Origin of the sequence: Pimelobacter simplex, assembly GCF_900114845.1 — a bacterium.
GTDB lineage: Bacteria > Actinomycetota > Actinomycetes > Propionibacteriales > Nocardioidaceae > Nocardioides > Nocardioides simplex.
Map to the genome: position 1 here is coordinate 1,303,754 of NZ_FOUK01000001.1, position 12,369 is coordinate 1,316,122.

General features: G+C 73.4%; 14 protein-coding genes. 11 read left to right on the forward strand and 3 right to left on the reverse strand.

What is annotated here, in order from left to right; translation table 11 throughout:
* Positions 1–8: 8 nt before the first annotated feature.
* The 5 genes from BM223_RS06355 (at position 9) to purE (ending at position 3,600) form a co-directional block, all read left to right on the forward strand.
* Positions 9–530: a PH domain-containing protein gene (locus BM223_RS06355; protein WP_038680732.1), complete on the forward strand. Its 522-nt coding sequence runs from the start codon at positions 9–11 to the stop codon at positions 528–530.
* The gene (locus BM223_RS06360) at positions 523–1,443 is read left to right on the forward strand and encodes an adenylate/guanylate cyclase domain-containing protein (protein ID WP_038680730.1); all 921 of its coding nucleotides are present in this window, start codon (positions 523–525) and stop codon (positions 1,441–1,443) included. The genes BM223_RS06355 and BM223_RS06360 overlap by 8 nt, the downstream gene beginning before the upstream one ends.
* 93 nt (positions 1,444–1,536) lie before the next feature.
* A complete protein-coding gene (locus BM223_RS06365) occupies positions 1,537–1,863 on the forward strand; it encodes a winged helix-turn-helix domain-containing protein (protein ID WP_052138906.1) in 327 nt (108 codons plus the stop codon).
* Positions 1,864–1,890: 27 nt separating this feature from the next.
* Positions 1,891–3,078, forward strand: coding sequence for a 5-(carboxyamino)imidazole ribonucleotide synthase (locus BM223_RS06370; protein ID WP_038680727.1), 1,188 nt, complete (start codon positions 1,891–1,893; stop codon positions 3,076–3,078).
* A gap of 21 nt (positions 3,079–3,099) precedes the next feature.
* The gene (purE, locus tag BM223_RS06375) at positions 3,100–3,600 is read left to right on the forward strand and encodes a 5-(carboxyamino)imidazole ribonucleotide mutase (protein WP_038680726.1); all 501 of its coding nucleotides are present in this window, start codon (positions 3,100–3,102) and stop codon (positions 3,598–3,600) included.
* Between the two features lie 87 nt (positions 3,601–3,687).
* Here purE and BM223_RS06380 read toward each other — a convergent pair whose 3' ends face one another.
* Together BM223_RS06380 and BM223_RS06385 are read right to left on the reverse strand one after the other, a co-directional pair.
* On the reverse strand, positions 3,688–4,107 hold the full coding sequence (locus BM223_RS06380; protein WP_038680724.1) for a CoA-binding protein: 420 nt from the start codon (positions 4,105–4,107) through the stop codon (positions 3,688–3,690).
* On the reverse strand, positions 4,104–4,805 hold the full coding sequence (locus BM223_RS06385) for a TetR/AcrR family transcriptional regulator (protein ID WP_200886998.1): 702 nt from the start codon (positions 4,803–4,805) through the stop codon (positions 4,104–4,106). The genes BM223_RS06380 and BM223_RS06385 overlap by 4 nt, the downstream gene beginning before the upstream one ends.
* Before the next feature lie 82 nt (positions 4,806–4,887).
* On the opposite strand from BM223_RS06385, the gene BM223_RS06390 reads away from it, so the two are divergent.
* The gene (locus tag BM223_RS06390; protein WP_038680722.1) at positions 4,888–6,057 is read left to right on the forward strand and encodes an acyl-CoA dehydrogenase family protein; all 1,170 of its coding nucleotides are present in this window, start codon (positions 4,888–4,890) and stop codon (positions 6,055–6,057) included.
* A 93-nt stretch (positions 6,058–6,150) separates the two neighbouring features.
* Entirely contained in the window at positions 6,151–8,919 is a 2,769-nt protein-coding gene (locus tag BM223_RS06395) for a fibronectin type III domain-containing protein (RefSeq protein ID WP_052138905.1), read from the forward strand.
* A 22-nt stretch (positions 8,920–8,941) separates the two neighbouring features.
* On the opposite strand, the gene BM223_RS06400 is transcribed toward BM223_RS06395, so the two are convergent.
* The gene (locus BM223_RS06400; protein WP_052138904.1) at positions 8,942–9,511 is read right to left on the reverse strand and encodes a type 1 glutamine amidotransferase domain-containing protein; all 570 of its coding nucleotides are present in this window, start codon (positions 9,509–9,511) and stop codon (positions 8,942–8,944) included.
* 99 nt (positions 9,512–9,610) lie between these two features.
* Between BM223_RS06400 and BM223_RS06405 the strand changes: the two genes are divergently transcribed.
* The 4 genes from BM223_RS06405 to BM223_RS06420 all read left to right on the forward strand — a co-directional run bounded on the left by BM223_RS06405 (position 9,611) and on the right by BM223_RS06420 (position 12,361).
* Positions 9,611–10,567 carry an AraC family transcriptional regulator gene (locus BM223_RS06405; RefSeq protein ID WP_038680720.1) on the forward strand — a complete coding sequence of 319 codons (957 nt, stop codon included), beginning with the start codon at positions 9,611–9,613 and terminating at the stop codon, positions 10,565–10,567.
* A gap of 63 nt (positions 10,568–10,630) precedes the next feature.
* The gene (locus tag BM223_RS06410) at positions 10,631–10,825 is read left to right on the forward strand and encodes a hypothetical protein (RefSeq protein ID WP_038680718.1); all 195 of its coding nucleotides are present in this window, start codon (positions 10,631–10,633) and stop codon (positions 10,823–10,825) included.
* Positions 10,826–11,020: 195 nt separating this feature from the next.
* Complete coding sequence (locus BM223_RS06415) at positions 11,021–11,533, forward strand: hypothetical protein (protein WP_141267567.1); 513 nt, start codon at positions 11,021–11,023, stop codon at positions 11,531–11,533.
* Positions 11,534–11,596: 63 nt separating this feature from the next.
* Positions 11,597–12,361 carry a class E sortase gene (locus BM223_RS06420; protein WP_082003748.1) on the forward strand — a complete coding sequence of 255 codons (765 nt, stop codon included), beginning with the start codon at positions 11,597–11,599 and terminating at the stop codon, positions 12,359–12,361.
* The last annotated feature ends 8 nt before the right edge of the window (positions 12,362–12,369 follow it).

Genomic DNA, 12,369 nt, shown 5'->3' on the forward strand with positions numbered 1-12,369 from the left:
ATCCCCTCGTGGCCATCTCGAAGAAGCTGCTCAACCCCGGCGAGCGCCTGATCATCAGCACGCGCCAGCACCCCAAGGCGCTGTTCGTGCCGATCCTGGCGCTGATCGTGTTCCTCGCGATCGCCGTCGTCGCCCAGGTCAAGCTCGAGAACGACGGCTTCCAGCGGGTGCTCACGCTCATCGTGTGGGTGCTCGCGATCCTCGGCATCCTGTGGTTCACGGTCCGGCCGTTCCTGGTCTGGCTGACCACGGTGCACGCGTTCACCGACCGCCGGCTCATCACCCGCAACGGCATCGTGACCCGCCGCGGCCACGACATCCCCCTGGCCCGGGTCAGCGACATCTCCATCGAGATCAACCTGATCGACCGGCCGTTCGGCTGCGGCAGCCTGATCATCGCCGACGCCTCGACCTTCGGCACGGTGCGGCTCAACGACATCCCCCACGTCGAGGCCACCCAGCGCCAGCTCAACGAGCTGCTCCACGACCTCCACGCCCGCCCCGACGCGCGGCGGGACGAAGGTGTCTGACGAGCCCGAGCTCACCGCCGCGGACGTCGCCGAGCGCGCGGGCATCCCGCTCGACCAGGCCCGCCGCCTCTTCCGCACGCTCGGGTTCGCCGAGCACGGCGACGAGCGCGCCTACACCGAGGCCGACGTCGAGGCGATGCGGCTCATGGTCGACATCCTCGGCGAGGGCGTCATCGACCTCGACGTCGCGCTCAACGTCACCCGCGGCGTCGGCATCACCATGGCCCGCCTCGCCGACTGGGAGGTCGGCGAGCTGGTCCAGCACGTCGACGAGGCCACCGCCCTGCGCGAGGGCGGCGACGCCGCCTGGGTGCTCGCCCGGCTGGGGGAGCGCTTCGAGGGCCTGCTCGTCTACGCCTGGCGCCGGCACCTCGACGCCGCGATCGCCCGCATGGAGTCGGTCCGCGCCCTCGACGACGACCCGCACACCACCGACCTCAGCGTCGGGTTCGCCGACATCGTCGGCTTCACCGCCCTGTCCAACGAGGTCTCCCGCGAGCGCATCGGCGAGCTGGTCGAGGTCTTCGAGTCCCGCTGCGGCGACGTGATCGCCCGCGACGGCGGCCGGCTGATCAAGAGCATGGGCGACGCCGTCCTCTTCGTGAACGACGACCCGATGGCCGCGTTCGCCACTGCCGAGGGGATCATCAACGTGATCGGCCGCGACCCGCGGATGCCCGACGTCCGCGTCGGTCTCGCCACCGGTGGCGTGGTGCTGCGCCTGGGCGACGTCTTCGGCCCGCCGGTCAACCTCGCGGCCCGGCTGACCCAGGTCGCCCGCCGCAACCGGATCATCGTCGACCACGCCACCGCCGACCTCCTGCCGGCCGACAAGATCGAGTCCCGGCCGCTGCCCGCGCGCCCGGTCCGGGGCTTCGGCGTGGTCGAGCCGGTCGCCGTACGACGCGCCTGACCTGGGCCTTCGCACACCGAGCGGTTCCTGAGCGAAAGCAAAATTCCTCTCGTTTCGCCTTCGCGGAGGCCGCCGCGTCCTTACCTTGAGCGAGTGATCGAGGTGCAGGACGTACGGGTCGATCCGATGACCCGGCGCACGTGGCGTGGGGACCGCGAGATCCTGTTGTCGCGCAAGGAGTTCGACCTCGTGCATGCGCTGATCGTCCGCGCAGGCTCGGTGGTCAGCCGTGAGGAGCTCATGCGGGACGTGTGGGGTGTCACCTTCTGGACGTCGTCGAAGACGATCGACGTCCATCTCGGCTGGGTGCGCCGCAAACTCGGGGACGACACCCGGCAGCCGCACCTGATCACCACGATCCGCGGCCAGGGGCTGCGCTTCGAGGTGGCCACCGCGACCGAGGCCACCGGCTCGGCGTAGGCCTCGCCGCCCGGTTAGGGTTCGGCCGTGTCCTCGACCGAACTCGCCCCTCGCGTCGCCGTCATCGGCGGCGGCCAGCTCGCTCGGATGATGGCCCAGCCGGCCGTCGCGCTCGGCGTCCCGCTGCGGCTGCTCGCCGAGGCCGAGGGCGTCTCGGCCGCGCAGGTGATCCCCGACCAGCAGGTCGGCGACTACCGCGACCTGGCGACGCTGCGCGCGATCACCCAGGGCTGCTCGGTGGTCACCTTCGACCACGAGCACGTCCCGACCGAGCACCTGCGTGCCCTCGCCGCCGACGGCGTCATCGCGCACCCGGGCCCCGAGGCGCTCGTGCACGCCCAGGACAAGATCGTCATGCGCGAGGCGATGGCCCGCCTCGACGCCCCCCAGCCGCGCTGGGCCGTCGTCGCGTCCGAGGCCGAGGTCGAGGCGTTCGGCCTGCCGTGCGTGCTCAAGGTCTCCCGCGGCGGGTACGACGGCAAGGGGGTGTGGATGGTCCGCACCCTCGCCGACGCCGCCGAGCCCCTCGCCGCGGCCGCCGCGGCCGCCGACCGCGGCGTCCGGCTGCTCGCCGAGGAGCTCGTCGACTTCCGCCGCGAGCTCTCCGCGCTCGTCGCCCGCTCGCCCAGCGGCCAGGCCGCCGCGTACCCCGTCGTCGCGACCCTGCAGGTCGACGGCGTGTGCCGCGAGGTGGTCGCGCCCGCCCCGGACCTCGACCCCGCCGCCGCGGCGGCCGCCCAGCAGCTGGCCCTGCGGATCGCCGGCGAGCTCGACGTCACCGGCATCCTCGCGGTCGAGCTGTTCGAGGCCGTCGACGCCGAGGGCCGCACCCGGATCCTCATCAACGAGCTCGCCATGCGACCCCACAACACCGGCCACTGGACCCAGGACGGCGCCGTCACCAGCCAGTTCGAGAACCACCTGCGCGCCGCCCTCGACCTGCCGCTCGGCTCGCCCGAGCCCCGCGCCCGGTGGACCGTGATGGTCAACATCCTCGGCGGCGACGACCCCGACGTCGGGCGCCTGTACGACGGCTACCCCCACGCCCTCGCCCGCGACCCGCACCTGCGGGTGCACCTCTACGGCAAGGAGCTGCGGCCGGGCCGCAAGGTCGGCCACGTCAACGTCTACGGCGACGACCTCGACGACTGCCTCGAGCGGGCCCGGCACGCGGCGGCCTGGTTCCGCGGCGACCTCGGCAACGACAGCGACTGAGCACCGCCTAGCCTTGCGCCCATGACTGCGCGCGTGGGCATCGTGATGGGCTCGGACTCCGACTGGCCGGTGATGAAGCTGGCCGCCGAGGCGCTCGAGGAGTTCGGCATCGAGTACGAGGCCGACGTCGTCTCCGCGCACCGGATGCCGGCCGAGATGCTCGCCTACGGCCAGGAGGCCGCCGGGCGCGGGCTGTCGGTGATCATCGCCGGCGCCGGCGGAGCCGCCCACCTGCCCGGCATGCTCGCCGCCGTCACGCCGCTGCCGGTGATCGGCGTCCCGGTGCCCCTGAAGTACCTCGACGGCATGGACTCGCTGCTCTCCATCGTGCAGATGCCGGCGGGCGTGCCGGTCGCGACCGTCGCCATCGGCGGGGCGCGCAACGCGGGGCTGCTCGCCGTCCGGATCCTCGGCGCGACCGATCCCGCGCTGCAGGAGCGGATGACCGCGTTCCAGGCCGAGCTGAAGGCCGTCGCCGAGGCGAAGGGCGCCGTCGTCCGGGGCGGCAGTTTCACCGCCTAGGCGGTGAAACCGGGCGTTGGCCTACGGAACTCCCTGTGCTCAGGGGCAGTTTCACCGCCTAGGCGGTGAAACTGCCAGGTGTCGCCCTCAGCGCCGGCGCCATTCGATGGCCGGGCAGGTGTCCATCACCATCGCGACGCCGGCGGCGCGGGTGCGCTCGAAGGCCGCCTCGTCGACGACGCCGAGCTGGAACCAGACGCCGCTCGCGCCGATCTCCACGGCCTGGTCGGCGAACACCCCGGCCTCCTCGGAGCGGCGGAAGACGTCGACGACGTCGACCGGGAACGGGACGTCGGCCAGGGTGGCGTAGCCCTGCTCGCCGAGCACCGTCGGCGCGCTCGGGTGGATCGGCACGATCTTCTTGCCGCGTTGCTGGAGCAGCTCGGCGATCCGGTACGCCGTCCGGTCGGGGTTGCCGGACAGGCCCACGACCGCCCACGTGGTGAGCTCGTCGAGCATGAGGTCGATCGCGGCGGGGTCCTGGTGCGCGGGTGCGGATGTGGTCATGAAGACCCAAGGCCGGGGGTGGCCGGCTTCTTCCCGAGCGCCGCGCGCACGGCCTGCACGACCTGCTCGACGTCGGCCTGGTCGCCGGCGATGACGACGGTCGGCGTCCCGCCCGGCTCGGCCGGTGCCCGCAGGAGCGACACGGCCAGGGTCAGCGAGTGGTCGAGCAGTGCGGCGGTCGCGGCGTCGTCGTCGGTCTCGCCGCGCAGCCAGCGCCGCAGCACGTGGTTGTGCGCGATGACCACCGCCGACGCCACCAGCTCGGCGCGCAGGGGGCCGTCGGGCTCAGTGTCGAGCCAGCGGTGGATGTGCTGGGCGAAAAGCCGCACGTAGCGCTGGACGCTCGCGATCTCACGGTCCCGGATCGCCGGCACGCTGCTCGCCAGCCGGTAGCGGGCCCGCGCGGTCGGCCCCTCGGCCAGGTAGTGCGCGAGCACGATCCCGGCCGCCTCCCGCAGCGCGACCTCGTAGCCGCCCGGCGACGCCGTCGCGAGCCGGCCGCCCACGCGGCCCAGCAGCGCCTCGTGGTCGGGCAGGACGACGTCCTCCTTGCCGCGGAAGTGCCGGAAGAAGGTGCTGCGGCCGGTGCCTGCGCGGGTCGCGATCTCGTCGACGGTCGTGGCGTCGTACCCGTGGCCCTCGAAGAGCTCGAAGGCGGCGGCGACGAGGCGGTCGCGGGAGGTGGCGGCGGCAGGCACGGGCACCAGCGTAGTTCGACGGAACGGAGTCCCGCGAGTATGATACTGAGTACCGTCGAGCGACCGCAGGAGCTGAACCCGCATGAGCGACTTCCCGATGTACGCCCTCTCCGAGGAGCACCAGGCCATCCGCGAGGCCGTCCGCGCGATCTGCGACGCCAAGGTCGCGCCCTTCGCTGCCGCGGTCGACGAGGAGGCCCGCTACCCGCACGAGGCCGCCGCGGCCCTCCGGGCCGCCGACTTCCACGCGCCGCACGTCCCCGAGGAGTTCGGCGGCGCCGGCGCCGACGCGCTCGCCACCGTCCTGGTGATCGAGGAGGTCGCCCGGGCCGACGTCTCGGCGTCCCTGATCCCGGCGGTCAACAAGCTCGGCTCGCTGCCCGTCATGATCGGCGGCTCCGAGGAGCTCAAGAAGCACTACCTGGGCGCCCTGGCGCGCGGCGAGGGCGGCTTCTCGTACTGCCTCTCCGAGCCCGACGCCGGCTCCGACGCCGCCAACCAGAAGACCCGCGCGGTGCGCGACGGCGACGACTGGATCCTCAACGGCACCAAGCGCTGGATCTCCAACGCGGGGGAGTCGGAGTTCTACACCGTCCTCGCCACCACCGACCCCGACGCCCGCACCAAGGGCATCTCGGCCTTCGTCGTCGAGAAGTCGGACGCCGGCGTCTCGTTCGGCGCCCCGGAGAAGAAGCTCGGCATCAAGGGCTCCCCGACGCGCGAGGTCTACCTCGACAACGTCCGGATCCCCGGCGACCGGATCATCGGTGAGGAGGGCAAGGGCTTCGAGTACGCCATGAAGACCCTCGACCACACCCGGATCACCATCGCCGCCCAGGCCGTCGGCGTCGCCCAGGGCGCGCTCGACTACGCCCTGTCGTACGCCAAGGAGCGCCAGCAGTTCGGCAAGTCCATCGCCGACTTCCAGGGCCTGCAGTTCCTCCTCGCCGACATGGGCATGAAGGTCGAGGCCGCGCGCCAGCTGACCTACGCCGCCGCCGGCCGCTCCGAGCGCGGCGACAGCGACCTCACCTTCTTCGGCGCCGCCGCCAAGTGCTTCGCCTCCGACGTCGCCATGGAGGTCACCACCAACGCGGTGCAGGTGCTCGGCGGCTACGGCTACACCCGCGACTACCCGGTGGAGCGGATGATGCGCGACGCCAAGATCACCCAGATCTACGAGGGCACCAACCAGGTGCAGCGGATCGTGATGGCGCGTCAGCTGCTGGCGGGCGTGCAGAGCGAGATCTGAGCATCCGGGGACAAAGTCCCGGCTGTTCTGACCGGTCTGCCATTTGAGGCCCGTTCCGGCCCGGGACGGGCCTGGGACTGTGAACCTCGCGTCATGGTCTTCACCTTTCGCAAACCAGGTCTGACGGCGCTGGCCGCCTCGGTCGCCGCGGCGGCGGCCGTCGTCGTCGCCGCGCCGACGGCGACCGCGGTCCCCGCCTCCTCGCCCTGCCTCGACGGCACCGCCCCGGCCCTGGCGAGCACGGTGTCGTGCACGAGCGCCGGGGACTACGTCCTCGGGGTGCCGGCCGGCACCACCGACGTCGACGTCGCGGTGGTCGGTGCCGGCGGCGGTGCCGGGTACCCGGCCCGCTCGCACGTCGGCGGCAACGGTGCGGAGGTCAGCGGGACGCTGACGCTCCCGGCCGGCACGGCGTACCTGAAGGTCGTCGTGGGAGCGGCGGGCGCGGGCAACAACCACGGCTACGGCTACGGCGGAGGCGGTTCGGGCCTCATGGCCCTCGACGCCGGCCACAACCTGATCGCGAAGCTCGCGATCGCGGGTGCCGGTGGTGGTGGCGCCTACAACGGCGACGGCGGCAACGCCGGCTCGGCCGGCACCAGCGAGAACGCCGCGCTGGCGGCGCCCGGGCAGCCCGGCATCGGCGGAACCGGCGGTGCCGGCGGCACCGGCAACTACGCCGCGGGCAGCGCCGGCGCCAGCAACAACCCGGGCTCGCCCACGGTCGCGGCCGGCGGCGCGGGCGGCACCTACCCGAACAACTCCGCCGGCGGCAGCGGTGGCGGCGGCTACGGCGGCGGTGGCGGCGGTGCCACGGGCAACCAGGGCATCCTCAACATCTACGAGGCCGGCGGCGGCGGTGGCTCCTCGCTCGCCTCGGGCTACCTGACGAACGCCGCGATCGGCGTCAAGCCCGGCACGGGCGGCGTCCAGCTCCCCGGCCTCGTGGCCGGCGACGGCGCCACCGGGTCGGTGACGCTGACCTTCAACGGCCTCGCCCGCCCCGGCGCGCCCACCGGCGTGACCGCGACGCCGCTGGACCGCGCGGCCAAGGTGTCGTTCACGCCGCCGGTCAGCGACGGCGGCTCGCCGATCACGTCGTACACGGTGAGTGCGAGCCCGGGCACCGCGACCGCGACCTGCCCCGGCAGCCCCTGCACGGTCGAGGACCTGGACAACGGCACGGCCTACACGTTCACGGTCCGCGCGACCACGGAGAACGGCGACTCCGCAGAGTCCGAGCCGTCGGCGCCGGTCACGCCGGCGACGAAGCCGGGCGCGCCGACCGGTGTCGCCGCGCAACCCGGTGACGGCGAGGCGCAGGTCACCTTCACGGCACCGGTCAGCAACGGTGGCGCGGCGATCACGTCGTACACGGTGAGTGCGAGCCCGGGCACCGCGACCGCGACCTGCCCCGGCAGCCCCTGTACGGTCGAGGATCTGGACAACGGCACGGCCTACACGTTCACGGTCCGTGCGACCAACGACGCCGGTCAGTCCGACCCCTCGGCGTCCTCGGCGGCCGTCACCCCGAGCGGCCTGCCCCGCGTGCCGACCGCGGTGTCCGCAGCGCCCCAGGACGGCGCGGCGCGCGTCTCGTTCACCCCGCCGCTCGACAACGGCGGCGCGGCGATCACGTCGTACACGGTGAGCGCGACCCCGGGCACCGCGACCGTGACCTGCCCCGGCAGCCCCTGCACGGTCGAGGGCCTGGACAACGGCACCGCCTACACGTTCACGGTCCGCGCGGCCAACGCCAACGGCGACTCCGGTGAGTCGGACCCGTCGGCGGCGGTCACGCCCGTGGCGGTGCCCGGCGTCCCGACGCACGTCGCAGCCGAGCCGGGTGACGGCGACGCCGACGTCTTCTTCACCGCGCCCGGCAAGGACGGCGGGTCGCCGATCACGTCGTACACGGTGACCGCTGCTCCGGGAGACGCCACCGCGACCTGCCCGGGCAGCCCGTGCCGGGTCGAGGGGCTGACCAACGGGACGGCGTACACGTTCACGGTCCACGCCTCGAACGACCAGGGCGACTCCGCGGAGTCCGACCCGTCGGCGGCCGTGACGCCGACCGGCGTCCCCGGCGCGCCGACCGGCGTCTCGGCGAAGCCCGGCGACCGCCGGCTGGTGGTCTCCTTCAGCGCGCCGGGCGACGGTGGCTCGCCGATCACGGCGTACGTCGTGACCGTGCAGCCCGGCGGCGTGACGACGACCTGTGCCGCCAGCCCGTGCACCGTGGGCGGGCTGACGAACGGGAAGGCCTACACGGTGACGGTCCGGGCGACCAACGCCCAGGGTGACTCGCCCGAGTCGGCGCCCTCGACGGCGGCGACGCCGGTGGCGCCGGTGGCGCCGGTGCGGTGGTACCGCGACCCGCTGACCAAGGCGGAGCGCCAGAAGCTGGCTCCGGTCCCCGCGCACCCGGCCCGCACCCGCGGTCCGCTGCGCGCGACCAAGGCGCTCTACCGCACCCGCAACGGGACGCTGGCCGTCCCCGCGCGCCAGGTGCGGGGCCACCAGCTGGCCGCACGCCAGGGCGTGCAGCTGACCGAGCTCTTCCGGTTCGACTCGGCACGGCTCACGCCGGCCGGCCGCCAGCAGCTCGTGGTGCTGGCTCGCAGCCTGGAGAACGTCCGGGCACTGACCTGCGAGGGCTACGCCGACTACGCGGGCAGCGTGCGTCGCGAGCGGATCCTGTCGAAGCAGCGGGCGAAGGCGGTGTGCGCGTTCCTCGAGGGGAAGCGGCCCGGCCTCACCACCCGGGCGGTCGGCATCGGGCCGGAGCGTCCGGCCATGATCGGCGGCACCGCGCACCGGCGTGACGCCAACCGCCGGGTGGCGCTGCTCGTCCGGCGCTGAGCGGACGGAGCCGGGGCCGCGCTCAGGCCGGCGCGGCCGCGGCTCCGGCCCCGTGCTCCAACGCCTCCACCAGCGCCCCGATGAACGCGGGCAGGTCGTCGGGGCTGCGGCTGGTGATCAGGTTGCCGTCGACGACGACGCGCTCGTCGTCCCAGGTGGCGCCGGCGTTGCGGAGATCGGTCTGCAGGCTCGGCCACGACGTGAGCCGGCGTCCGCGGAGGACGTCGGCCTCGACGAGCGTCCAGGGGGCGTGGCAGATCGCGGCGACGGGCTTGGCCGACTCCATGAAGGCGCGGACGAAGGCGACCGCGCCTTCATCGGTGCGTAGCGCGTCGGGGTTGGCGACGCCGCCCGGCAGCACCAGGGCGTCGTACGACGCGGGGTCGGTGGCATCGACGGTGACGTCGATGGGGCGGGTCTCGGACTTGTCGAGGTGCTCGAACGTCTGGGCCTCGCCGGGCTGGGTGCTGACCAGTACGGGCTGGTGGCCGGCGTCGGCGACGGCCTGCCACGGCTCGTCGAGCTCGACGCGCTCGATGCCCTCGGGGGCGACGAGGAAGGCGATCTTCAGAGGGTTCTCGGTGTCGGTCATCCGTGCGCGGTACCCGGGGCCGGACGGCGTACCCGGGGGCCGTCAGCCGGGTCCCGGCTACCCTGGGGTGCGGACCTGACCTGAGGGGAGGTGGTCCCGTTGATCCACTTCGAGAGCGACGAGCTCGAGCGGACCGAGGAGTTTCTGAGCACGCACTACGCGCCGATGCGGATCGGCCGGACCGGCCCGCGGGCGCGGGCCAAGGTCGTGCGGACCGCCGCCGAGGCCATCTCCGTCGACCGGGTCGACTTCCCGTTCGACATGTCGTACGACGTCGAGCCGCTCGGCCGGATCTGCCTGTGCGACATCGCGTCGGGCACGATCGAGGGCCACGGCCCCGCGGGCTCGAGGCCCGACGACTTCGGCGCCGGCGAGCTGTTCTCGCTCGCCCCGCCCGAGCGCGCCTACCGCGGCGAGGTCAAGCAGGCCACGTACTCGATCACGATGCTCGACCCCGCGGTGCTGGGGCTGGTCGCCGCCCCCGCCGCGGGCCAGGACGGCGTCGCGCTGCTCGACCACCGCCCCCTCGATACCGCGGCCGGCGCCCGGGTGCGCGCCGCGATCGACCACCTCGACCGTGCGGTGCTCAGCGATCCCGGGTCGGCGGGCAACCCGCTGGTGGTCGGCGCCGCCACGCGGTACCTCGCCGCGCAGGTGCTGGCTGCCTTCCCGAGCACCTCCGCCGCCGAGAGCGCGGGCGACCGGCGCGACGCGCACCCGGCGGCGCTGCGCCGCGCGATCGACTACATCGAGGAGCGGGCCGGCTCCGACCTGTCGCCGGGTGAGATCGCGGCCGCCGCCCACGTGAGCATCCGGTCGCTGCAGCTGGCGTTCCGGCGCCATCTCGACACGACGCCGATGCGCTACGTCAACGACGTCCGGATGCGCCGGGTGCACGGTGAGCTCTCCGCCTCGACGTCGGGGGAAGGCGCCGGTGTCGCCGAGATCGCGAGCCGCTGGGGCTTCGTGCACCAAGGGCACTTCGGCCAGGCCTACCGGCGCGCGTACGACGAGACGCCCGGCGCCACGCTCCGCCGGGATGCGCCGGCGGGATAGCGGGCGCCGGAAGTCGGCGCTCAGCGGATACCGGCGGGAGCCACGGCTGCCTAGCGTCGAGGAGTGACCGACTTCGTCTCTCCGCCGCCCCTGTCCGGGCCGACGCCGCTCGCCGTGGCGCGCCGCCGGCTGGAGTGCCTCGCCTGCGAGCGGATGACCGCCCACGTGCCGGGCCCCGCCACGCTGGGCAAGGACGGCGAGGTCCTGGTCCGCTGGTGGGTGTGCGCGGAGTGCCGAGAGGCGCACACCCCGGGCTGAGGGCGTCCGCGCGACCCCCGAGGTCGGCTCATTAGCAAATGACCTGCCTTGGTGCACGCGGAAAGCCCGTTCAGTTCGCGAAATGACGATTTTCGACGTAACCCAGGTCACCCCACTGCGTTGAGCCAGTGGTTTCACCCTCTGGTTCGGGCGGTGGGGGGCCGTCCCTGTTCATCTTTCGGGAGATGGGGTTCGATGCGTCGACTTCTGGTTCTGGCGAGTGCGGTCACCGCGCTCCTCGCGGTGGCGTTGTGCCTTCCCGGCGCCGCGCGGGCGGACACCGATCCCTACTCGCCCACGGTGCCCACGAGCTGCCACGTGAGCGTGCCGACCGCCGTCGTGGGGAAGCGCGTCGTGGTGCGGGTGAGCGTCGAGGCCTCCGACGGCCAGGACCCGCGCGGCACCGTCCGGCTGACCCTCAGCTCCGAGCGCTGGGCGCGGACCTTCCGGTACGACGGCACCCCGCTGCGCATCGTCGGCCCGCGCCTCGCGCCGGGCAAGCACGTCGCCCGGGTGCACTTCGTCCCCAAGGGGGACCGGTACGCCGGCTGCCGTGACCAGGCGCCGTTCGGGATCGGCGGCGACGACGCCGGACCGTCGGAGGACCTGCCGAACACCGGCGGTCCGCACCTGCTCGTGCTCCTGTCCGGACTGGGTCTCGTCGCCGCGGGCGGCGGGCTGGTGGAGGTCGGACGCCGCCGGGCGTGACACCGGCGGCTGCGTCGCGTTGGATGGGGTGGGGCCCTCCGACGGGTCCCGAGGAGGGGACTGATGACGCAGACCGACCTGCCGGACGGGGAGCCCGAGCGGGTTCGCCGGCGACGCTCGCGACCGAGGCACGGCAGTGGGAGCGGCGGGGGCACCGCCACCGCCACCAAGCCGTCCACGCGCAAGCGCATCTCGTTCTGGTTCGGCTGCGGCCTGATCCTGGCTGGCCTGGCGATCCTGTGCTGGGTGGCCTGGCAGTTCTGGGGGACCAACTGGCAGTCGCACAAGCGCCAGGGCGAGGTCCGGCAGGCCATCGAGAAGGGCTGGGGTGACGGCCAGGACGTCGTCCGGACCGACTTCGGCAACGCCACCGCCATCCTCCACGTCCCGCGCTTCGGCAAGGACTACGCGATCCCGGTGCTCGAGGGCTCCTCCGACGAGGTGCTCGCGGCGGGCGTGGGTCACATGGAGGACACCGGCGAGCCGGGTCAGGTGGGCAACTACGTGCTCGCCGGCCACCGGGTCACCCACGGTGAGCCGTTCGCCGAGTTCCCCGAGCTCGAGGCGGGCGACAAGGTCGTCGTCGAGACCCGCGCGGCGACGTACACCTACGTGCTCGACACCGGGGGCGAGGACCTCATCATCCCGTTCACCCAGACCTGGGTGCTCGACCCGAAGCCGGTCAACCCGCGCTCCGGGGGCACCCAGCCGCCGGCCGAGGCCGGCGACCAGCTGATCACGCTGCTCACGTGCTCGGAGATCTTCCACACCGACAACCGGTCGGTCGTTTTCGGACACTTGGTCGAGACGACACCCACGAACGGCTGACGTACCAC